Source organism: Microcoleus sp. Pol1C5 (assembly GCF_036701115.1).
In the GTDB taxonomy this organism is placed as follows: domain Bacteria; phylum Cyanobacteriota; class Cyanobacteriia; order Cyanobacteriales; family Microcoleaceae; genus Microcoleus.
In genome coordinates, this window is record NZ_JAUBQE010000018.1 from 24,754 (window position 1) to 47,672 (window position 22,919).

Annotated in this window: 18 protein-coding genes; 6 read left to right on the forward strand and 12 right to left on the reverse strand. The window is 45.6% G+C overall.

Going from position 1 to position 22,919, the window contains the following annotated elements; translation table 11 throughout:
• Window positions 1-231: 231 nt before the first annotated feature.
• The gene (locus tag QUA23_RS12095; protein ID WP_333076134.1) at window positions 232-1,317 is read left to right on the forward strand and encodes a DUF3474 domain-containing protein; all 1,086 of its coding nucleotides are present in this window, start codon (window positions 232-234) and stop codon (window positions 1,315-1,317) included.
• 226 nt (window positions 1,318-1,543) lie between these two features.
• On the opposite strand, the gene QUA23_RS12100 is transcribed toward QUA23_RS12095, so the two are convergent.
• The 7 genes from QUA23_RS12100 to QUA23_RS12130 all read right to left on the reverse strand — a co-directional run bounded on the left by QUA23_RS12100 (window position 1,544) and on the right by QUA23_RS12130 (window position 8,682).
• Complete coding sequence (locus QUA23_RS12100; protein WP_333076135.1) at window positions 1,544-2,221, reverse strand: cysteine hydrolase; 678 nt, start codon at window positions 2,219-2,221, stop codon at window positions 1,544-1,546.
• On the reverse strand, window positions 2,212-2,574 hold the full coding sequence (locus QUA23_RS12105) for a cupin domain-containing protein (RefSeq protein ID WP_333076136.1): 363 nt from the start codon (window positions 2,572-2,574) through the stop codon (window positions 2,212-2,214). Before QUA23_RS12105 ends, QUA23_RS12100 begins: the two co-directional genes overlap by 10 nt.
• Window positions 2,575-2,661: 87 nt before the next feature.
• On the reverse strand, window positions 2,662-4,251 hold the full coding sequence (locus QUA23_RS12110; protein WP_333076137.1) for an ABC transporter ATP-binding protein: 1,590 nt from the start codon (window positions 4,249-4,251) through the stop codon (window positions 2,662-2,664).
• Between the two features lie 256 nt (window positions 4,252-4,507).
• Window positions 4,508-5,197, reverse strand: coding sequence for a biuret amidohydrolase (biuH, locus tag QUA23_RS12115; protein ID WP_333076138.1), 690 nt, complete (start codon window positions 5,195-5,197; stop codon window positions 4,508-4,510).
• A 29-nt stretch (window positions 5,198-5,226) separates the two neighbouring features.
• Window positions 5,227-6,153, reverse strand: coding sequence for an ABC transporter permease (locus QUA23_RS12120; protein WP_333076139.1), 927 nt, complete (start codon window positions 6,151-6,153; stop codon window positions 5,227-5,229).
• A gap of 45 nt (window positions 6,154-6,198) precedes the next feature.
• Window positions 6,199-7,308 (reverse strand): ABC transporter permease, encoded by a 1,110-nt coding sequence (locus tag QUA23_RS12125; RefSeq protein WP_333076140.1) that lies wholly within the window; start codon window positions 7,306-7,308, stop codon window positions 6,199-6,201.
• A 192-nt stretch (window positions 7,309-7,500) separates the two neighbouring features.
• Window positions 7,501-8,682: a BMP family ABC transporter substrate-binding protein gene (locus QUA23_RS12130; RefSeq protein ID WP_333076141.1), complete on the reverse strand. Its 1,182-nt coding sequence runs from the start codon at window positions 8,680-8,682 to the stop codon at window positions 7,501-7,503.
• A gap of 553 nt (window positions 8,683-9,235) precedes the next feature.
• On the opposite strand from QUA23_RS12130, the gene QUA23_RS12135 reads away from it, so the two are divergent.
• Both QUA23_RS12135 and QUA23_RS12140 read left to right on the forward strand, forming a co-directional pair.
• A complete protein-coding gene (locus tag QUA23_RS12135) occupies window positions 9,236-10,084 on the forward strand; it encodes a fatty acid desaturase (protein ID WP_333110376.1) in 849 nt (282 codons plus the stop codon).
• Between the two features lie 305 nt (window positions 10,085-10,389).
• On the forward strand, window positions 10,390-14,001 hold the full coding sequence (locus tag QUA23_RS12140) for a WD40 domain-containing protein (RefSeq protein ID WP_333076143.1): 3,612 nt from the start codon (window positions 10,390-10,392) through the stop codon (window positions 13,999-14,001).
• 19 nt (window positions 14,002-14,020) lie between these two features.
• Here QUA23_RS12140 and QUA23_RS12145 read toward each other — a convergent pair whose 3' ends face one another.
• Window positions 14,021-14,905, reverse strand: a complete 885-nt coding sequence (locus QUA23_RS12145) for a BTAD domain-containing putative transcriptional regulator (protein WP_333076144.1) — start codon at window positions 14,903-14,905, stop codon at window positions 14,021-14,023.
• Between the two features lie 748 nt (window positions 14,906-15,653).
• Here QUA23_RS12145 and QUA23_RS12150 point away from each other — a divergent pair.
• Entirely contained in the window at window positions 15,654-16,163 is a 510-nt protein-coding gene (locus tag QUA23_RS12150; protein WP_333076145.1) for a hypothetical protein, read from the forward strand.
• A gap of 361 nt (window positions 16,164-16,524) precedes the next feature.
• Here the strand turns inward: QUA23_RS12150 and QUA23_RS12155 are convergent, their stop codons facing one another.
• On the reverse strand, window positions 16,525-17,109 hold the full coding sequence (locus QUA23_RS12155) for a hypothetical protein (RefSeq protein WP_333076146.1): 585 nt from the start codon (window positions 17,107-17,109) through the stop codon (window positions 16,525-16,527).
• Window positions 17,110-17,346: 237 nt separating this feature from the next.
• The gene (locus tag QUA23_RS12160) at window positions 17,347-17,736 is read right to left on the reverse strand and encodes a DUF1830 domain-containing protein (RefSeq protein WP_333076147.1); all 390 of its coding nucleotides are present in this window, start codon (window positions 17,734-17,736) and stop codon (window positions 17,347-17,349) included.
• A 375-nt stretch (window positions 17,737-18,111) separates the two neighbouring features.
• On the opposite strand from QUA23_RS12160, the gene QUA23_RS12165 reads away from it, so the two are divergent.
• Together QUA23_RS12165 and QUA23_RS12170 are read left to right on the forward strand one after the other, a co-directional pair.
• Window positions 18,112-19,692 carry a photosystem II high light acclimation radical SAM protein gene (locus tag QUA23_RS12165; RefSeq protein WP_333076148.1) on the forward strand — a complete coding sequence of 527 codons (1,581 nt, stop codon included), beginning with the start codon at window positions 18,112-18,114 and terminating at the stop codon, window positions 19,690-19,692.
• A 459-nt stretch (window positions 19,693-20,151) separates the two neighbouring features.
• Window positions 20,152-20,622 carry a hypothetical protein gene (locus QUA23_RS12170; RefSeq protein WP_333076149.1) on the forward strand — a complete coding sequence of 157 codons (471 nt, stop codon included), beginning with the start codon at window positions 20,152-20,154 and terminating at the stop codon, window positions 20,620-20,622.
• 133 nt (window positions 20,623-20,755) lie between these two features.
• Here QUA23_RS12170 and QUA23_RS12175 read toward each other — a convergent pair whose 3' ends face one another.
• Window positions 20,756-21,151: a pre-16S rRNA-processing nuclease YqgF gene (locus tag QUA23_RS12175; RefSeq protein ID WP_333076150.1), complete on the reverse strand. Its 396-nt coding sequence runs from the start codon at window positions 21,149-21,151 to the stop codon at window positions 20,756-20,758.
• A 29-nt stretch (window positions 21,152-21,180) separates the two neighbouring features.
• Window positions 21,181-22,863 carry a DUF3084 domain-containing protein gene (locus QUA23_RS12180; RefSeq protein ID WP_333076151.1) on the reverse strand — a complete coding sequence of 561 codons (1,683 nt, stop codon included), beginning with the start codon at window positions 22,861-22,863 and terminating at the stop codon, window positions 21,181-21,183.
• Between the last annotated feature and the right edge of the window lie 56 nt (window positions 22,864-22,919).

Here is a 22,919-nt window from a genome sequence, read left to right on the forward strand (position 1 = left end):
ACCCTTGCAGAGTAAAAATATGGCTCCTTGCAGGTTGAATGTTACCTCACCTGCATAGGGAGGGATACAACCCCCCGACTCATGTCAGGGAGAGCCAAAAAATTTAGATATTAGTTAAGCCCCCAAATTAATCTGTGGAGTGAATCTAAAATCTAAAATCTAAAATCTAAAATCGATTGACTGTTACAAGGCGGAATGCGGTTTCTCAAGTCAGCTTAAATCGGAAACTTCGTGCAATCAAATACTGTTCTCAATCCCGCGAGCAATCAAGGCTCATCCTCTCGTACAGCAGAGTTACCTTTTACTCTTCAAGATATCAAGGCAGCCATTCCAGCCCACTGTTTTGAGCCCTCGGCATGGAAATCTCTGGCTTATTTCTTTTTAGATATTGGCATCATCGCAGGTTTGTATGCGATCGCCTACACCGTCGATTCCTGGCTGTTTTACCCAATCTTTTGGTTGATGCAGGGAACCATGTTTTGGGCATTGTTTGTAGTGGGCCACGACTGCGGACACGGTTCATTTTCTAAGAGCAAATGGCTCAACAACCTGATCGGACACCTCTCCCACGCTCCAATTCTCGTGCCCTTCCACGGTTGGCGGATTAGTCACAGAACCCACCACGCAAATACAGGCAGCTTAGATAACGATGAAAGCTGGTATCCGGTATCGGAGAGCAAATACAATCAAATGCCTTGGTACGAAAAGTTGGGACGCTTTTATTTGATGTTATTTGCCTATCCAATTTATCTATTTCGGCGATCGCCCGATCGGGCAGGTTCTCACTTCATGCCCGGTAGCCCGATTTTCCGTCCGTCCGAAAAATGGGATGTGTTGACGAGTTCCGCATCCTTGGTACTGATGGTAGGCTTTTTAGGCGCGCTAACCTATCAGTTTGGTTGGCTGTTTTTACTCAAGTTCTACTTGGTTCCCTATGTAGTATTCGTGATGTGGCTGGATTTGGTAACATTCCTCCACCACACAGAAGCCGATATTCCTTGGTATCGCGGTAAAGATTGGTCTTTCTTGAAAGGTGCATTGTCTACGATCGATCGCGACTACGGAATCATCAATTCCATCCATCACGATATCGGCACCCACGTAGCCCACCACATTTTCTCGACCATGCCGCACTATCACTTGAAGGAAGCAACGGAAGCCATCAAGCCAGTGTTGGGCGATTATTATCGCAAGTCAACCGAGCCAATTTGGAAGAGCTTTATTCGCTCTTACTGGGATTGTCATTTTGTCTCCGATACAGGTTCTGGAGTTTACTACGAATCACCTAACAGTCGGCGATCTGCTGAAGTTAAGTAGTTTAAATAAACAATAGAATACGTAAAAACTCGGCTTCTTAAAGAAACCGGGTTTTTCTTTTTTGCGCGTGTTTGATAATAAGATGTTCCACATCAGGAGGGGTGACAAGCCGCCCCAAACCCAGAGGTCTCTTCTTTGTGGAACAGGCCGGAAAGCCTGTTAGGAAAAAATGTATCAGCCACTGCTTTTTACCCCAAATATCCGGGATAGCCGACAGTTTTTTTATTTAAGGCTGCGATTTTTCCAAAGCTTGTATTACTACTTCAGCCTTTGCAGTCCAACCAATAATACCCCCTTGGGCGCGAATCATATCGATCGCACTCTGTTTAAACTGCGGAAAGTAGCTGGCTGTAGCATCCTCAACGAGTAAACATTCAAACCCCCGATCGTTAGCCTCACGCATAGTTGTTTGAACGCAAACCTCAGTCGTAACTCCAGTAAAAATTAGGTTAGTAATCCCTTTTTCACGAAGTATTAATTCCAAATTAGTGTGATAAAAAGCGCCCTTACCTGGTTTATTAATTACTATTTCATCAGGCTTAGGTGTCAATTCTGAGATAATTGAATTGCCAGGTTCACCCAAAATTAAAATTCGTCCCATTGGGCCTCGATCGCCAATTTTTAGTTGACTTTGACCCCGCTTTTGCTTAGATAAAGGACAATCAGAAAGGTCAGGTTGATGACCTTCAATAGTGTGAACAATCGGGAGATGGCGGTCGCGAAATACCTCTAACAACTGCTTTACCGTTGGTACAATCGCCCGTAGTTGGCTGACATCATTGCCTAAAGCTTCACCAAATCCCCCAAGCTCCAAAAAATCTCGCTGCATATCTATGATAACCAAAGCCACACCGCCAGAGACGGGCAGTTCATAATCATAAGGTTGGGCAGATATTAAGACCATATTGATATAGGTTTTTCCCAAATTACTAGGACTATGCAGCCAGCTTGGCTGACAACACTGTGGTTACTGTTAGGGGGGTTAATGACAAAAGTTCCGGCTTGGTGTTCGCCATTCTGGTCAGTTTGCGATCCAGTTAGTACATAAATATGTTCAAAACCAGTATGCGTGTGCCTTGGGACACTTGCTCCCGGCTCATACCGCAGTAGAGCAGCAGCCGATCCACTTTCGTTGTCACCATAAAGTCGGTAGATTTCCACTCCATCACGAAATGGTTGCCAAGCCAACTCATTCTGCCACGTCGCGATATTAGGTAAATCCTTAAGGAGCAACGTTTGCTTCAGTAATTCAGTCATTAGACATCTCCAAAAATTAAAGGTGCGCGATCTGGAAACCTTGTAGAGACGTTGTATACAACGTCTCTACTTTTTTGGAAAAGTCTATTAATGTCCTGCCATACTCTTACCAATCTGAGCAAAATCTGCATCTGCGATCGCACTTTCATAAGTAAAATTCCCGCCACTGATTACCAAAACCCGATCGGACAATTTCAGCAATTCATCTAAATCTTCGCTCACCAGCAACACAGCTACTCCTCGGTTGCGAGCCTCAATAATCTGACCGTGAATGTACTCCACAGCAGCAAAATCAAGACCAAAGCAAGGATTCGCGGCAATTAGTAACTTAATATGTTCGGCCGAGAGTTCCCGCGCTAGCACTGTGCGCTGTACATTTCCGCCCGACAGATTGCCAACAGGTGTATCTGGCGAAGGCGTTTTTATTTTGAAAGTATTAATTAAGTTCTTAGCCGCCTGCCTAATTTCTTTCAGGATGAGTAAGATATTTGCTTTAGCTTGAGGAGGGCGGTCAAACGTCCGCAGGGCTAAATTTTCTGCCACACTCATGTGTGGCACACAAGCATTATGAAGGGGTTCTTCTGGTAGTGCAAAGACCTGATGTTTAAACATCTCGGCTCGTGTTGCTGTATAAACTTCGCCATTGACCAGTACAGATCCACTTGTAGCAGAACGCTGACCTGCCAATACTTCTACCAGTTCCCGCTGACCATTGCCAGAGATACCTGCAATCCCAACAATTTCGCCGCTGTGAACTGTGAGGTTTACTCCTGTCAATACCTCCAGACCGTTGTCTTTATTGGCATGAAGGTCTTGGACTTGAAGTACAGGGATAGTCGTTGGGGGGGCTGTCTTTTCAACTGGTTTCGGTTCGCGCCTTTCACCCATCATCATTTCAGACATATCCGAGACAGTCAGATCCTTTACCAAACCCTGACCTGCAAACTTCCCTTTACGCAGCACCGTGATGCTATCGCAAAACGCCATCACTTCCCGGAATTTGTGGCTGATAATTAACACGCTTAATCTTCCGGCAGTAACTTCTGCACGCAGTAAACCTAAAACCTCATCGGCTTCCTGCGGAGTAAGCACCGAAGTGGGTTCGTCCAGAATCAAAATCCGACTCTGAAGATATATCTGTTTAAGAATTTCTAGCTTTTGTTTTTCCCCCGCAGCTAATTGAAAGACCGGGGTATCTAGAGGAACTCGGAAAGGAGCAGTTTTCATAAAAGCCTTTAACAGCTCGTACTCGGCTTTCCAATTAATCAAATTGGGGCTATCAAAGCGGGACAAAACCAGATTTTCAGCTACCGTCATCGCAGGCACAGAAGTGAAGTGCTGGTAAACCATGCCAATGCCGTACTTATGAGCATCGCGAGGACTTGCGATCGCACTTTCCTGCCCATCAATCAACACTTTGCCTGAAGTAGGAGTATAGAAACCCATCACACATTTAACAAGGGTACTTTTGCCTGCTCCGTTCTCGCCCAGCAAAGCATGAAACGTCCCTGGTTTTAGCGTCATCGAGAAGTTATCAAGTGCAGTCATCGTGCCAAACCGCTTAGTCATGTTAACCACCTCTAGTTCTGGTGGTTGAATAAAGTTTTGAATTTGGAATTTAGACTGGTGAATTTCCAGTGCGGATTTTCGATCTATAGAATCAGTTACTTCCGTCATGTTTTTGTCTCCCTTGTAAAGTTTCCAGCTTATCGGCTACTTATGAGATGTAAATTTTTAGTGAGAGCGCCCGGAGCATTCCACTCTTTAAATTATTAATCTCACCTCTAGTAATATCTGCCTTCTTATCTGCGTCCATCTGCGTTCATCTGTTGTCATCTGCGGTTAAAATTTAACCCATGATTCCTACCGATAAAGTTTCACATCACTCTTAAACTCCCGTTCCCACCTAACATAATATAACTTGACTTTTTGCTCAAAATTCATCATTTAAAGCTTTGATAAATGCTTCTGAATCAGCAACCGTTCCAAACACTCCTCCCTGCATCTGGATCATCTTAAGTGCCGCCAAATGATTGCCATAATCTGTTGCGCCTGTACAGTCAGATAAAAGCAAACATTCATAACCGCGATCGTTTGCATCTCGCATTGTGGTATGCACACAGACATCGGTTGTAATGCCAGCCAAAACAATATTTTGAATGCCTTTGCGTTTCAGTAACAGATCTAGATCCGTGGCATAAAACGAACCTTTTCCAGGCTTGTCAATCACCGCTTCCCCAGGCAAAGGCGCGAGTTCTGGAATAATTTCCCACCCTGCTTCACCTCGAACTAGAATTCTGCCGCAGGGTCCAGGATCGCCAATTCCGGCGTTAATTTGACGCGATCGCCACTGCTTGTTTTCTGGTAAATCTGCTAAATCGGGGCGGTGTCCTTCGCGGGTGTGCATGATATGGAAGTGCTTCGCCCGTGCGACTTCTAAGACTCGCTTGATTGGCTCAATAGGAGCGCGAGTCAGTGACAAGTCGTAGCCCATCTTATCAACATATCCACCAATGCCGCAGAAATCAATTTGCATATCAATTATCAGCAGCACCGTATTTTCTGGGCGCAAATCCCCATTGTAAGGATAAGGATATGGTTCAGCTTCTACAAAACGTCCCATGTTTATCTTCCTTGCGACAAATTCCTGTTTTACGTGCTAGTTCCTAAAGATCCAGGGGCGCCTGTCAAAGTTCGTTTTGGCGAACAAGTAATAATCATGATCGCCAGCGTCAGGAGGTAGGGCGAGGCATTAAATAAGTAGTAATAGGAATCCACTCCTACTGATTGCAAAGCAGGCCCGATCGCCTGTGCTCCCCCAAACAGCAACGAGGCGTACAAGCACTGAACTGGGTTCCAACGAGCGAAAATTACCAGCGCTACCGCCATGAGTCCTTGACCGCTAGAGATGCGTTCTGTCCAACTACCGGGGTAGTAAAGAGATAAATAAGCACCACCAATTCCAGCTAAGAAACTGCCTGCGATAATGCAGAGCATCCGAACTTTATTAATGGAGATTCCCATTGCTTTGGCAGCATCGGGACTATCTCCAACTGCACGAATAAATAACCCCCAGCGAGTTGATTTAAAGAACCACTGCATTAGAGGGGCGATCGCTACACCTAACAAAAATAGGGGACAAATTTGTAGCGCTGATTGCACAGGAGGCAGATGACTCCAAGCACCCAGAGGGAAACTAGGCAACTGGGGGGCACTTGGTTGAATAAAAGGTTTGCCAAAAAAGAAAGCAATGCCGCTACCAAAAATAATCATGGCGATGCCTACGGCAATGTCGTTTACTTTTGGTTGCACGCACAGCCAAGCGTGGATTAAACCTAGTACCATGCCAGCTAGACCAGCGGCTAAAACACCTAACCAAGGCGATCCAGTCTGATAAGAAATAGCATAGGCACTCATCGCACCCGTTAACAGTGTCCCTTCTAACCCCAAATTAATCTTGCCGCTTTTTTCAGTCAGGCATTCGCCCAAACTGACGAACAGAAACGGAGCGCTACCCCGCAAAGTTCCTGCCAAGATACCCAAAGGTACTCCCCACCAACCTAATACTTCTGCTGCCATTGTGGATTCCTCCGATGTGAGATTTTGGCTTAACGTATTGCTTAGTTAGACAGTGGCTACTGATGGCTGCTCGCTAGAAGGTGGCTGCTGAGGGCTATCGGTTGACCGTTGTTTGAAAAATGGCAAACGTCCGTAGAGCGATTCGCTATACAGAACCACCAAAAAGACCAATCCTTGGAACACTAAAACCGTTGCATCTGGCAGTCCGTGTGCCCGTTGCAAGATGCCACCACTAGCAAGAATGCCGCCCAGCAGAATTGCCACAATAGTCGCAGCAAGAGGGTTGTGTCGAGCAATGAATGCGACTAAGATACCGCTGTAGCCATAGTTAGCATTAAGTGATTCGTTAGCTCGACCATGCACGGCTGCGACTTCCACCATGCCTGCCAAACCCGCACAAGAGCCAGCTAAGAAACAGATTGCCATTGTCAACTTGCCCACAGGAAGTCCGGCAATTCGAGCAGCGCGGATGTTACCTCCTGCTGTTCTAGCTGCAAAGCCGAAGGTAGTGCGCTGGATCAGGAAGTAAGCGATCGCACAAGCAACCAACCCATAAATTAGACCGTAGTGAACGCGGGTTCCTGGAATATTTCCTAACATATTCACATCAGGAATCGGGTAACTAGAAATTTTATTGACACTGCTGGGGTCACGCATCACGCCGCCGACTAAATGATTCAGCAGGGCGATCGCAATATAGTTCAACAACAAGCTGCTAATTGTCTCATTCACTGCCCGGTAATAGCGCAAAGCTCCCACTGCACCAATCCATAGACCTCCACAGACAATTCCTGCCAGCGCCATTGCAATTTGAACTAACGTCGGCGGTGCAGAAGATAAAGCCAGTCCAGCGGCGACAGCCCCCAGACCCCCAACTACTAAAGCGCCTTCGTTGCCGATAATCACCAATCCCAAACGGGCAGGCAAAGCCGTGCACAAGGAACTCAACATCAACGGTGCAGCCCTGATCAGAGTGTTTTGGAATGAATGCCAACTGCCAAACGCTGCTTTGTAGATTGAGGCATAGACAGCAAAGGGATTAGATCCAGCTACCGCACAAAAAATTCCAAACAATACCAATGAGAAGAGGATAGCGGCGATCGGGATACAAACCGCTTCCAAAGTTGTACGCCAGTTTTGACGGTTAATCATCATCAGAATAAAAGATGAATTACTAAGAAAATGATGAGTGTTGAATTAAAAACTTGCTTGTATAGCAGTTGCCGACGGGGGTGAAATACTTTCTTAGCGAAAGGAAGGGGTATGTAGGGGCAAACCTGCACGCCCCTACTAAGCTAATCAGCGTTTAAGTTGTCCGCTATACAATGTTGAATGCACATCAGCTAATTAACTCGTAACTTTGCCGATGACGCCTGATGCCAGCCAATTCATCTTTTCTAGTTCTGCGTCTTGCTGCTTGAAATCCTTACCTTCAGCAATCACAACTTTCCCGGTGTTATCTTTTATTTCCCCCTTATAAATCACCATGCTGCCATCAAGAAACTTACTCTTAGCAGCATCTGCATCCTTTTTCGCTTCAGCCGTTACAGTGCTGCCGTAGGGCGATAGCTTCAAAAAGCCATCCTTCAAGCCACCGCGTACTAAATGGGGAATGCCTCCGTTCATCAGCGTCTTGCCAGCTTGAAGCATTTCAGCATACTTAGAATAGACATTCGTCCAGTCCCACTCGGCACCTGTTAAATATCCTTTGGGCGCAAGTTGGGCTTGACTTGCATGGTAGCCAGTACAGAAAATGCCTCGTTTCTCAGCCGTTTCCATCACTACTTTGGGGCTATCTACGTGACAGGTAATTACATCAACACCCTGGTCAGCCATACTATTAGCAGCATCAGCTTCTTTAACAGGCAAAGACCAATCTCCTGTAAAAATCACCTGAGTTGTAACTTCTGGCTTAATGCTACGTGCCCCTAATGTAAAGCTATTGATATTGCGTAATACTTGGGGTATGGGTTTAGCAGCAATAAATCCTAATTTTCCGGTTTTGGAAGCGTGGGCGGCAACAATGCCTGCCACGTACTCAGCCTCATCAATGTAGCCAAAATAGCTGCCAACGTTATTTGGATGCTTACCTTCCTGATAAAGTCCACCGCAGTGAAAGAATTGTACCTCCGGGTAATCCTTTGCCAGTTTCAGAATATGGGGGTCAAAGTACCCGAAGGAGGTAGGGAACAGAACTGTTGCCCCATCTTGTTCGATCATGTTCCTCATGGTTTCTTGTACCGAGGTAGTTTCAGGAACATTTGCTTCCTCTACAGTTTTTACCCAAGCTAATTTAGAAACCCCAGCGTTCCCTTCGGCTTGGGCTTGATTGTAGCCGTAGTCATCTTTGGGGCCAACATAAATAAATCCCATCACAATTGGCTTATCTTTGCCAGCCGAGTTTGCTTGAACCTCTTTAGCAGGAGTACATCCAGTCCAAAGGCGCGATGTGACTGCAAACGCTGTAGTAGATAAAATCCCGCGAATTACTTGACGCCGAGGTATAAACAATGACTTTTTGGTACTCATTCTCTATGTTCTCACTAAAAGTCTTTAAGAAGAATTCCTAGCTAAGCTTTAACGCTTATACTTGCTGGTAATTGCTAGATCTTCACGCTAAATTTCTCAGGTTTTAGTCTAGCTATTCAACAATGAGATTAAATGCGTCAATAACTATTCACATTCAAATCACATCTTGAATTTAATGTAAAAAATACATGGTGAACTCAAACTAATTCTTAGATAAAATTAGTTGTTGGTTGAAATGTTATCTTAGGAAAGTCGAAGAACCTAAAAATCAATGACGTTTATCTTATACCAATTACTTTTAGTAGTAACTTTTTTTATAAAAACTTAATAATATTAGCCAAATTCTCTCCCAAAAAGTTCGCTAGAAACAAAATTAAACAATAATGTTCACCACAAACAAAAATTATTTTTGAGTTCGGGCACGTCACTAGCTTTTCAGTCTTGGACGCCAGGTAAAAATAAGTCCAGGCTGAATCAAAAACAACAGAAATCGATGTTACAAAATCCGAAAAACTGTTATTGATTTCTAATAACAGTCAATAAGAGGTATTTTATGTCTGAACAACCTAGTTTTCCCATCCCAGAAACTGCCCAAGCCGATCGAGCAACAGGGCGTTACATTATTACTTTCCGCGAAGATGCGGTGACAGAAGGGTTAGCCCTCCTAAGTGACCAAGCTGGCATCACGGGACTGGCAAATGCTGCCGATTTCCCCGACTCGGCTCTAGAGTTCAGCCAATTTGAAGGAGCAGGGGGAGCGGTGTTCCTAACTCTCGGTGTCGCCGTCGTCTCCTTAGACGAAGGGGGTTTTAGCAGCATCATGACATCAGCGGGAGAGGATTCTGCCATCAGGGCGATCGCCCTGATGGCAGGTTCTCACTTCATGCCCGGTAGCCCGATTTTCCGTCCGTCCGAAAAATGGGATGTGTTGACGAGTTCCGCATCCTTGGTACTGATGGTAGGCTTTTTAGGCGCGCTAACCTATCAGTTTGGTTGGCTGTTTTTACTCAAGTTCTACTTGGTTCCCTATGTAGTATTCGTGATGTGGCTGGATTTGGTAACATTCCTCCACCACACAGAAGCCGATATTCCTTGGTATCGCGGTAAAGATTGGTCTTTCTTGAAAGGTGCATTGTCTACGATCGATCGCGACTACGGAATCATCAATTCCATCCATCACGATATCGGCACCCACGTAGCCCACCACATTTTCTCGACCATGCCGCACTATCACTTGAAGGAAGCAACGGAAGCCATCAAGCCAGTGTTGGGCGATTATTATCGCAAGTCAACCGAGCCAATTTGGAAGAGCTTTATTCGCTCTTACTGGGATTGTCATTTTGTCTCCGATACAGGTTCTGGAGTTTACTACGAATCACCTAACAGTCGGCGATCGAATTGAGGCGCGCAAGTTAACTTAAAACTCTTTCGACTCAAAAACCAGGTTTTCTTGCAAAACCGGGTTTCTTGTATTTACAGCAGATTGCAAGAACGATATTCACCAACAATTTCGACGCCATCTTTTTTGAGCGGCGAGTTTGGTAAATCCGCCACGGGTGGAACTTTTGACTCTTGTTGTCACCCCGTCAGCCCTGTCTGGGTTTCCGGCGGGGTTGTCATCTCGCCTGGTGGGATGGGCCGAAGAACCCGTTTCAGCTAGAATAAATGCAAGATATCACAAGACTAATTTAGAGGTGCTGTAAGGCGATGACTGTGGAAGAAGCACTGAGAATTTTAGATACAGCGATCGCGCCAACTTCCCTCAGCAACATCCAAGAGCTCGTATTTCGTAAATCTTGGGAAGGGCTATCTTATTTAGATATTGCTGATAGCGCTGACTATGACGCTAGTTATATCAAAGATGTGGGTTACAAGTTATGGCAACTACTCACTACTGCACTTGGAGAAAAGGTTACTAAAAGCAATCTTCAAGCAGTTATAGGGCGGCGATCGCGTCAGGTACCCGTAGAATCATCCAGCACACAGATACAAAAAATACCGCCGCTGCAACAGCAAATTCAACAACAAGAATTTTCTACACACCGCCACTGGGGAGAAATCGTTGATGTCTCGACATTCTACGGTCGAAATCAGGAATTAGCAAGACTGCAGCAATGGATTGTTAGCGACTCCTGCCGTTTGGTTGCCTTAGTAGGAATGGGGGGAATTGGCAAAACCTCATTGGCTGCAAAAGTAGCGATCGCACTTCAAAACAACTTTGACTTCCTGATTTGGCAATCCTTACGCAATGCGCCACCAATTGAGGATGTATTGTTAAATTTGATTCAAATTATTTCCGAGCAACAAGAAACGGCAATCCCGACATCATTGGCGGCTCAAATCTCTCAACTGATGGGATATTTACGTTCGTCGCACTGTCTTTTGATACTCGATAATATTGAGACAATTATAGGCAGTAACGATGACGCAACATTCCCTGGTCGAATAGAACAATATCGAGAAGGTTACGAGGGATATGGGGAACTTCTCAGACGAATTGGCAGCGAATACCATTCCAGTTGTCTTGTTTTAACAAGTCGGGAAAAACCCACAACTTTGATGCCGTTGGAAGGCGAAACCTCACCTGTGCGAACCTTACCCTTAATCGGGTTAGGTTCCCTGGAAGTGCAAGAAATTTTTCAAGCCAACGGCTGTTTTTCCGAAACAGAAACCGATTGGATAAATTTAACTCAACATTATTGCGGTAATCCCCTGGCGCTCAAAATTGTCTCGACAACCGTGCGAGATTTATTTGATGGCAATATTACCAACTTTCTGGAGCATGGAGCCCTCGCTTTCGGAGATATAAATATTCTGCTAGATGGGCAATTTAATCGTTTGTCAGACTTGGAAAAGCAGATCGTGTATTGGCTGGCGATCGATCGAGAATGGATAACGCTTGCTGAGTTGCGGGCGGATTTTGTTTCCATCCCTTCACAATCTAAATTGCTGGATGCTTTGTTGTCCCTGAGAGGGCGATCGCTGATTGAAAATAATGCCGGAAAATTCACCTTACAACCTGTGGTGATGGAGTATATTACCGAACAGTTAATCGAGAGATTTAAGCGGGAAATTCAGTCGCAAAATCTAGATTTATTCGTTACCCATGCCCTGATTAAAGCCGAGGCTAAAGATTACATCCGGGAAAGCCAAATTCGCTTGATTTTAGCACCCCTGGCTGAGCGACTAATGGGCGAATACCGCTCTAATAAAGAGGTTGAATATCAACTTAATGAGGTTTTGTTTCGGCTGCGATCGCAATTCCCTAACTCAGTTGGGTATGCTGGGGGAAATATGATTAATCTGTTGCGCCAACTGAAAATAGAGTTAAGTGGCTATGATTTCTCGTACTTGAGTATCTGGCAAGCTTATCTGATTGGTACGAACTTGCATCGAGTTAACTTTGCCAATTCCGATCTGTCTAAATCAGTCTTTACCAGTAATTCAAATGGGGCTATGTCTGTTGCCTTTAGCTTTGATGGAAAATTGTTGGCAGTCGGCAATGCGGATGCTAAGATTCGAGTTTGCCGAACCCAAGATTATCGAGAATTTCTCACCTGTGAAGGACACACCAGTTGGATCGCTCGTGTTGCTTTCAGTCCCAACAATCAAACTTTAGCAAGTGCCTCTTTTGACCATACCGTCAAGTTATGGGATTTGGCTACGGGTGAGTGTATTCAAACATTAACAGAGCATACCGGATGGGCGGATTCTGTTGTATTTAGTCCCGACGGTAGAACCTTAGCTAGTGGTAGTTGGGACTGCACAATTAAGTTGTGGGATGTGGCAACGGGTGAATGTTTAAAGACGCTTCAGGGACATACCAATTTTGTAACGTCGGTGATTTTTAGTCCCGACGGTCAACTTTTGGCGACTTGTAGTTACGACCAAACTATAAAATTGTGGCTGCTTGAAACAGGGGAAATTATTAACACATTGCAAGGGCATACACACATCATTCGGTCGATTGCTTTTAGTCCAGATAATCAAACTTTGGTCAGCGGCAGTTGGGATGGTACTGTTCGCTTGTGGGAGATTTCTACAGGACAATGTTTAAAGATTCTGCGGGGACATACCGATCCTGTTGCAGGAGTGGCATTTAGTCCCGATGGTTGTGCGATCGCTAGTGCCAGTTATGATTGCACGGTTCGACTCTGGGATGTTGGGACAGGGCAGTGTTTCAAAATTATGCAGAAACACTGCGGTTGGATCTGGTCGATCGCATTTCACCCCCAAGGTCATACTCTGGCAAGTGGTAGCTTAGATTGCAGCGTCACCCTCTGGAATCGGGAAACAGGAGAATCATTCAGGACGCTGCATGGCTACAGCGCTGGGATTAAATCGCTTGCCTTTAGTCCAAATGGGCAGTTCTTAGCCAGCGGTAGCGATGACACAACACTCAAATTATGGGATGTGCAATCTGGTGAGTGTAGCAAAACACTGCAAGGACATACAAATTGGGTTTGGTGCGTTGCCTTCAGTCCAGATGGTCAAACCCTTGCTAGCAGCAGTAATCGTGGCATTATCTGCTTGTGGGATGTCGCTACAGGTCAATTGCTGCGGATCGTGCAGGGGAGTACAAGCATTCCGAATGTCGTGTTTGCCATTGGCTTCAGTCCAGACGGTCGCACATTGGCAAGTAGCGATAATGCTCATACTCTCCGATTATGGAACGTTCAGACTGGTGAATGCTGCCAAATTCTGTCAGATAATTGTCGTGCTTGGTCAATTGCTTTCAGTCCAGATGGCACAATTTTAGCCAGTGGCAGCGACGATCGACTGGTGAGATTGTGGGATGTGCGTTCTGGGGAATGTTTCAAAACCCTTTCAGGTCATACCAGTTTGCTGTTTTCGGTTGCTTTTAGCCCAGATGGAAAGATTTTGGCAAGTAGCGGTGACGATAAAACGATAAAACTGTGGGAAGTTGAGTCGGGAAAATGTCTGAAAACCTTGCCAGGTCACGCAGCTTTAATTTGGTGTCTGCGGTTTAGTTTAGATGGTCGCATTTTGGTCAGCGGCAGTCACGATAAAACAATCAAGTTGTGGGATGTGCGTTCTGGAGAATGTGTTAAAACCATCCAGAACTATACATCTGAAGTTTGGGCGATCGCAATTTCTCCCGATGGTAAAACCCTAGCCAGTGGCAGCGCTGATGGAGCTATTAATCTGTGGGAGATGGAGACGGGAGAATCTGTCGGAAATATGCGATCGCCTAGGCTTTACGAAGGCATGAATATTGCAGGTGTCACGGGTCTAACCGATGCTCAAATATCAACACTTAAGGCGCTCGGAGCAGTGGAGATTGGGCATAGTCATTAGTCATATCATGTGCGCCTAATTAATGTCCCACTGCTGCTAAGGATTTTGGCATCGATCGCTTAGAAACCGCAGAGATCGATGGTAGTTTCACCCGATCGGACTCTCCAATCGCCCGGTCAGTCCATGTGCCCGATCGAATCGCCTCCCATAACGCGATCGTTGCCGGTTCTGGTTCGGTGGCTAATTCTTGTTCTAAAGCCTGACAGCAGCGATCGTATTGCTTCAAAGCAGCCGTGCGCCGCCCGCACTGTGCCAAAATCCGCATCAAAGATTGATGGGCTGATTCATTCCAGGGTTCGAGTTGCAACTGCCGTTGCACGTAATGTTGTGCTTTTTGATAGTTATGCTGGTGTTCGTAGTGTGTGACAAGTGCTGCACAAGCGTTGACAACAAATTCATGGAAGCGTTGGCGATTCAGCATCACCCACGCTTCAAAGGCTTCGCTATCTGGGAGTTGAATTTGATCGAGAAACGCTCCCCGATACAAAGCAATTGCTTGTTCTAAATCAGACACGCATTCTGGGTCAAGTTCAGCATCCGAATGGGAATGTTGACTGTGGCGATCGAGCAATTGAGTCAATATAGCGACATCAAACGTATGCTCGATTGTAGGATTAAACTGAATCGTGTTGCGCGTGGTGAGAAATAGCGGTGAGTCAACCGTCGAATCTCCTAGCAGATGACGGAGCGTGCATAAGGCTTTGCGAAGATTGCTGCGAGCGTTTGACTCGCACTGATCTGACCACAACAGCGCAGCCAGACGATCGCGGTGATGGGGATAGTTTGATTCGATCGCTAAATAGGCAAACAGCGCCCGCACTTTTTCATAGGGGAAATTCAGGATTGGCTGCCCATTCACCATTACCTGCATCGGTCCGAGCAATGCTAACGCTAAACAAGTCATAATATTGTGCCTCCTACAAAAACTTAATTGAGTGAGTAGTTTGTGATTTGGGTCAATTCCCAGAACTTAAATTGTGCTTTTGAGTCAGTTCTCTTTGCTTGAAATACCAATTCTAAAAACTCTTGCTACAATCTGCATCTTGGGCTTTCTTTAAGGCAATCAACCTACTATTTTTACGGCGTTGCATGAGTTTTGGAAAATAGTATTAGTATCAGGGGGTTTGTTTGACCTCATAAACCCAAGTTAAACCAATGCACTGACAATGCCAGCCAGAAAAAGCCTGAAAAAGTCGTATGTATTCATTCAGGATCTGAGAAAGTACCCACAGGGGCTCTTCTGTTTCATTCTGTGTTGGGGCCGCGCCCCCGTGCCGGCCCCGGGGCTGGTGAAACGCCGATTAAATTGTCTGTGGGGGGGGTAGGCAAAGAAAGGCACTACAAGAGTCTAAATTGCGGTTTTTCCGAGAATGAAACAGAAGAGCCCACGGGGGTTATCGACCAAAAGTTACACCGTGGACTTCGATCTAGTTCTAATTTACTGATGAGTAGATTTGAGTAGGTTTTTATAAGCGGTACTGAGGAAAAAGATGATATTTATAAAATTGCTGAGTTTGGCAATGAGAGCCAAAACAGTAAAGCCAGAAATTTTTACCAATTCACGATAAATTCACGCTGCTATGGACGATGGGTAGACGATGCCTTGTTAGGGTCTACACATGACTGGATTAACAAGAAACAGGAGCAATATTATGTCTATTACTGGTACTGAAGGAAACGATTTTCTGCTGGGAACGTCTGGACCAGAATCCATTTTCGGTAAAGGAGGGAATGATACCCTCTCTGGACTGAATGGTGATGATAACCTGTCGGGCGGTCTTGGCAATGATACTCTGTTGGGCGGTCGTGGCAACGATATACTCGATGGAGGTCCGGGTAATGACTTTTTGCAAGGGACGACTGGAGAAGTAATCAATGGAGAAAAAGACCGTCTTGTGGGTCGGGACGGCGGAGCAGATCGGTTTATATTGGGCGACAGTTCTGGTGTCTTCTACCGTGGCTTCGATAGTTTCGCGACGATTCGAGATTTCAATCATTTCGATGGCGACAAAATCGTTCTGAAGGGTAAAGCATCTGATTACAAACTGCAAACAGTGAATGCTGTTGATATGACGATTCGCTCGGCCAGCGACAACAACCTGATTGCCGTCCTGGAAAACCCCACAAATTTCTCCTTGGGCGTTGATGTCACATTTGTTTGAACGGAATTAAGTCATTCTTGCTTAAATATCAAAGTCTTTAACTAGACAACCAAAGCTCGCACAGGCGGGCTTTTTTTTTGACATATGGGGGGCAGCGCCTTTGACACGGAGATTCTCTTAAACGGAAACCGGATTGCTGTTGTTCAAGACACGATCAATGTGCCTAATTCCTCTTTTATTAGCGTTTAGGATTCCGAGCGAAATAAAGCATCCGTACTCTTTTGAGTCGTGTATGCGTTACGCCATTAACGCACCCACATAAACGCGTTTTGTAGGGGCAATCCCCCGTGGTTGCCCCTATTTCTAGGATGGTTGCATCATTCCTGACCGATTACCAATTACCAATTATTACTTGAAATTATTAACTTTTCAGGCTAATAGCAGTTGTAATTGTCCAAGCATCCACCAACAGCAGCAGCAGCGTACAGAAGAGCAAAATAAGATACATCCAAGGCTGCGACAAAGGACGGACATCTCTAGTATCAATACCTGTTTTTGCTTCCACCAAACCGACTAATTTAGCAAATCCAGCCACCCGCATTGGCAACAAATAACCTTCACCCGAATGACTCAAAAAATAGTAAACTAAACCTCCTTGACCGGTCGATCGAGGTTTGAGAGCTTTTACCTCAGTCCAAGGTAGCGACCAACCCTTGCGAAACCAACGCGGAAACCAGTTGGGATATGTGACTTCAATCCCTTCCTCGCTCAAAATTACCCTTTCACTGAGCACGCCGTAGAGGCCCACAGCCCCGACAAAAATTGCCGCCCAGAGTGCCGCCGGGGGAACCGGTGCTTGGGTTACTTCCGACAAAAAGGGCAAGGGAATTGTCAGGGCTGTGTACAAGCTCAACAGCGTGATTCTAATCAGGGGAGAAAGCCGGAATATCGCCGGCTCAAATACTGGGGCAGAAGATGGGGAAGAGGCGATCGGTTCTACTGACATGGCTGAAATTCGAGAAGCTGTTTAATGATATTTTTGCACAGCTTTCCGACCCGCCAACAAAACTCAGGGAAATAGAAAAAACCGGACAATCTTTGCTATCGGGAGTTTTGATCTAAAATTCATTTCACAAACTTTGATTCTTAACTGTTGAGTTTTTACCACTTTGCTGAAGTTGGAATTTTGAGCGCGGAGTTATCAATTCACTGACAATTTATAACTCAAAACTCACAACTCCGATTAATCGACGGCGGTTAGTGCCGGTACAGTCAAAGGTTCTGAGATTTCTCGGGATTTGGCGCGGCCGGCCATTGCTGCTCGATCGCCCTGAACTGCCTCTGGGGATCTGCTAGGATTGACGTTTGAATAGGGGCCTTCGTTAATCTGCAAGCGATCGCAAGGAATTTTATCCGACAAAATTGCACTGGCCATCATCCCGGTGTGAATTTCCAATGCTGCCGCCGGCATCGCTTCAAACACTAAGCGCTGTCCGGGAAACACCACTCGTTCAAAGTACCAGTTAGGAATGTTGGCGATGCGAGCAATCTGAATCTGACTGGTGGCGTTGACGTAGCAGCACAGAATCTTGCTGTCGGTGTCTGAGGGTAGGGGGTCAAGAATTTGAGCCATAACTGCTGAGGGAGCCTTGCCTAAAAGTTTTAGTTATCTTCTCAGGCTAACACTAGGCGATCCCAGCCTACTGTAAAGCCGACTACCAACTCCCTAACACATTAGAGAGCGATCGTACCTAACTTAAACTCTAACTGGATAAATATGGTTTTTTTGACTCTGCGCTGGGATTTTCAGTCAAAATACGCTGTATTGACTTAAAAATTAGCTTTTTTCTGCTGCTGTCGCCGATCGACACCAACAAGCTCGGCCTTGAACCCAATAGAAAAATTTAAGAATATTTAATGTCAAATTGCGAAAATTAGATAGATTGTAAAGTTATATTAAAAGAATATTAACATAGCTGAAAAAGTTCCACTTTAGGATATGGCAATCATGGAAAACCGAGAAAACCGAGTCCTGTACGTCCGCCTCCCTTGCAATCCTATTTTCCCGATCGGAGTTGTCTATCTTTCGGATCACGTACACAAGCTGTTTCCTAATGTCGAACAGCGCATTTTTGATTTAGGTGCCGTACCCCCCCTGGATTTCGCTAAAGCTTTAGATGCCAGCATAGACGAGTTTAAGCCGACTCTGCTGGTTTTCTCTTGGCGGGACATTCAAATTTATGCGCCCGTGGGCGGCAGGGGCGGCAACCCGTTGCAAAATGCCTTCGAGTTTTACTACGCCAAAAATCCGCTGATCAAGTTCCGGGGAGCACTCGGAGGACTGCGTTTAGCCGCGTCTTACTACACCGAACTCTGGCGCAATTTGGGACTGATTAAGCGCGGATTGAAGCGGGCCCGGAAATACCGCCCCGAAGCTCGTGCAGTGGTCGGTGGCGGTGCTGTGAGCGTGTTTTACGAGCAGTTGGGACGCAGTTTGCCGACGGGAACTGTGGTTTCGGTGGGAGAAGGCGAAGCTTTGCTGGAGAAGTTAATTAAGGGCGAAGATTTGACCGAGGAAAGATGTTATGTGGTGGGAGAAACTGTGCCGCGGGATCGGCTAATTCACGAAAAGCCAGCCAACATCGAGAAAACTGCTTGCGACTATAACTACATCGAAACCATTTGGCCGGAATTTTCCTATTATCTACAGGATATGGACTTCTACGTCGGAGTCCAAACCAAACGCGGCTGTCCTCATAATTGCTGTTACTGCATTTATACGGTGATTGAAGGCAAGCAAGTGCGGATCAATCCGGCGGATGAGGTGGTGGCGGAGATTCGGCAATTGTACGATCGAGGTATCCGCAATTTCTGGTTTACCGACGCTCAATTTATCCCAGCACGCAAATTCATCGACGATGCAGTTGAATTATTGCAAAAAATCATCGCCGCCGGCATGGACGACATACACTGGGCCGCTTATATCCGTGCGGACAATCTCACACCAGAATTGTGCGATTTGATGGTAAAAACGGGGATGAATTACTTTGAAATCGGCATCACCAGCGGTTCCCAGGAACTGGTTCGGAAAATGCGGATGGGCTACAACTTGCGAGTAGTTTTAGAGAATTGCCGCGATTTAAAAGCGGCCGGTTACAACGACGTGGTTTCCGTAAATTACTCGTTTAACGTCATTGACGAAACCTTTGAAACCATCCGGCAAACTATTGCTTATCACCGAGAATTAGAGCGGATTTTCGGAGCGGATAAAGTAGAACCCGCTATTTTCTTTATCGGGTTGCAGCCGCACACAATTTTGGAAGAATACGCCTTTAAACAGGAGATTCTGCAACCTGGTTACGATCCCATGAGTTTGATGCCTTGGACAGCGCGCAAATTGCTGTGGAATCCAGAGCCTTTGGGTTCGTTTTTCGGACAGATTTGTTTAGAAGCTTGGCAGCGGAATTCCAATGATTTCGGCCGCGAAGTGATGGCAATTTTGGAGGAAAAACTCGGCTGTGCGGATTTGGAAGAGGCATTAACCGCGCCTGTGGAAATCAAAGACAAACAGTTGGCAGCAGTTAATTAATTACGAGGTTCGCAGTCAGGACGACGGTTATTTAAAAAATGGGAAATAGGAGGAAAAATGTATCTTCTGTTTCCCTTTTTATTATTCACTAAATAGCTAACCGCAAATAAACATTACCCTGTAACTGAGTCAGTTCGCGATCGCCTGGGAGGCGAGAAACCCGGTTTCTAGGAAAATCAAAGGTTTAGTAACGAGAAATATATGAAGAAACCCGGTTTCTCAGATCAGCGTGAACAAGTCATAAAATCTTAAAAATGTCATAAATGCAAGAGATTGCTTTCCTTCGATCGCATTGACATACTTATGTATTTTCACTGGTGTAGGGTGCACAGCTCGCACCTTACTTAAACCGACAGTGTACCGTGTTCCTGCACCTTTCACCTCTGATATTAAATATTATTAATATCCAGCAAAGATCGCTTAAGATGTAATTATATAGTTAAAACCAGGAGTGACAAGATGTTTTATAAAGATAGAGTTAAGGGCATTAAAGGAGTAGGTCTAGTTATAGCAGGCATTAGTGCGATTCCCTTCGGCATAGCTTCGCTTCACGGCTTTTTGACAGCCTCAGCAGAAGCAACTGCACTAAATCAACCGATTGGCAAAGTTCAGGCGATCGCACCCAACACTTTGGGCAATAATCAACCGCTGCAAATTGCTCAATTTGAGGGGTGTCCGAGGGCCGAAATGGTGCAATTTTTCGCAACGCCCAACTTTTCTATATACATTTGCAAAACCCAGGAAGGCGATATTTTTTACCGCGGCCTCAGCAAAATAAATGGCACCCAAATCAATGTAATGCAAGTAACTACAGGTGATGACGGAAGTTATGAAGCGACGAACGGCAATATTATCTATTCGATTAACCCCGAACGCCTGCAAGTCCGGCAGAATGGTAAGGTAATATTAACCGAAGCTGTCATCAAGTAACACTAACTGTTATTTAATGAGAAATTCACTAAATTTAGGGTGTATTTTATTTAAGTTAAAAATTCAAGAGCAGCAAAAACATATTGATTCCTTAATAATGAAACAGAATCTGTGGTAAAGCTGATAAAATTGACTAACTTTTTTTCAAATATCTCTCAATCAAGACGATCGCCACTATATCATCTACCGGCCGCGGCGGAGTCCGCATCCCCTGGGGAATCAAGCGAGAAATTCCCGTCGGAGGGTACATTTCCCAGTAGCGTTCCTTGGCTTCCAAACTGCTGAACCTCTCGTCAACCCGAACAATTTCGATTTCCGGCGACAAACTCTGCGTCAGTTTTTGTTTCCAACTCTTAGAAGTCGTTTGATCTCCCATCACTAATAACTCAATGGGAAACTGTTCGCACAAAGATTGAATAGTAGATATCGCTGCTTCCGACAGCACAACTTGATGGTAGCAGACCTTCTTATCTCTACCCATTACAGCTATGCCGCATTTGTCTTTACCGGGATCGAAACCTAAAATCATAGCCAGTTACCCATTATTAATTACCAAGTTTATTTTTTAATTTTCAAGTCTCCTGGGCCTTGTGTTTGTTGTCCGGTGCGGAAAACAACGGCTCCGTTTTCAAGAGCAACTAAATCTATTTTAAGCGGGCCGGCGATGTAAGTGATATCTGTGGCGATCGCCTGAACGTCCAGCGGCTTGTCGTACTGCTGCAATCGCTCGATAAAACCAGCTAAAGTTTCAATCTGATTGTCGGCCACTTGAACTCTACCGCCGACAACACCGATGAGGCGAGCGCGAAATTGACAAGCTTCTATTAATTGCAGCAACTGCTGTCGCACCTGTTCGTCGGTTAAAGTCACCGGATCGATAGCAACCCCTGCAATGACATCTCCAGCGCGGAACACAACTCGATTGATTTCTGCTTCTGCAAATACCTTAATTACCTTTTCTTCCCGCAGGTAATTAGCGCCGGCGACAATCCGCACCACGTAGTCTTGACCGTCTTTAATTTGACTAATGAGTTGATCGATTTCTGCTTTAGTAATTTGAATAACCTGCTCCCTAACCTTTCTATTTTCCGGCTGCATGAGTCCGACGGTGGTTTTATTTGCTTCTTGCAAAAGCCGATCGATCGCGCGACTCGCCATACCGGGTTCAATAATGCGAACGACGCCAGCAGCTAAAATTTGACCGCGCCTGATGGCAACTGTACCCTCGCGGATTGCCTGAAAATCGCGTTCCAAAACTTGCACTTGCTGCTGCAATAAAGTTTGTTGCTGTTCGAGTTGAGCTTGTTGCTGTGCCAAGGTTTCTAAGAGTGCTTCCCTCTCGGCAATTACTTTGTCGCGCTCGACAATAGTTCGATCGCGCTCGGCCAGATTTTGCACCCGCTGGGCAATTTCCTTGTCCCGCTGGGCAATTAGTTCGTTGCGATCGACAATTTCCTTGTCCCGCTGGGCAATTTCTGCGTCTCGCTTGGCAATTTCTCGATCGCGCTGGGCAATTTGAGTTTTTACCTGCTCGATTAACTGTTGGCGTTCCTCTTGCAGTTGGGCGATTTCCGCTCCTAAAGTCGTTTTTTGAGCAGAAACTGTTTTCAATTGGTTCTCGGTGCGATCGAGCTGAGCTTGTGTAGTCGATCGGGCCGTTTGAACCAGTTTCAATTGTTCTTCGGTGCGGGATTTAGCTGCTTCCACGCTGCTGAGCTGTTCTTCTGTCTCGGATTTAGCCGCTTCTACCTGACTTAACTGCTGTTCAGTTTTAGACTTGGCTGCTTGCACGCTGTTGAGCTGGGCCCGCAGCGAGTTTAATTTTGTTTGGGTCCGAGCTTGCTCGGCATTAGCGGCTTGGAGGGATTGATTAATTTGCTCTAAATTCGCTCTAGCTTGCGCTTGAGCGACTCTGGCTTGAGCTAATTCAGTTTCAACTCGATTTTTTTCTTGAGTGGCCTGGTTGATTTCTCTGCGGGCGTTGTTAAGCCTTTTTTGAATCTCGTCTATTCTAAAAACTCCCGTTCGCAGTGGCTTGCTAGTCGCAAACAAAATGCCCAGAGTCAGTGCTGACAGGATGCTGCCAGCCATCACTGTCACAACAACAGCAGTATCGCGGGGGCGAAGTTTGAATAAACTCAACCTTGCCTTGCCGACTTTCGTCCCAAGGCGATCGCTGACAGTGGCGATCACACCCCCCAACACTAAAATTACAAATACCAGGATGTATCCAGCAGTCATTCCGATTTTAGATTTTGGATTTTGGATTTTGGATTGAATCTAAAATCCAAAATCCA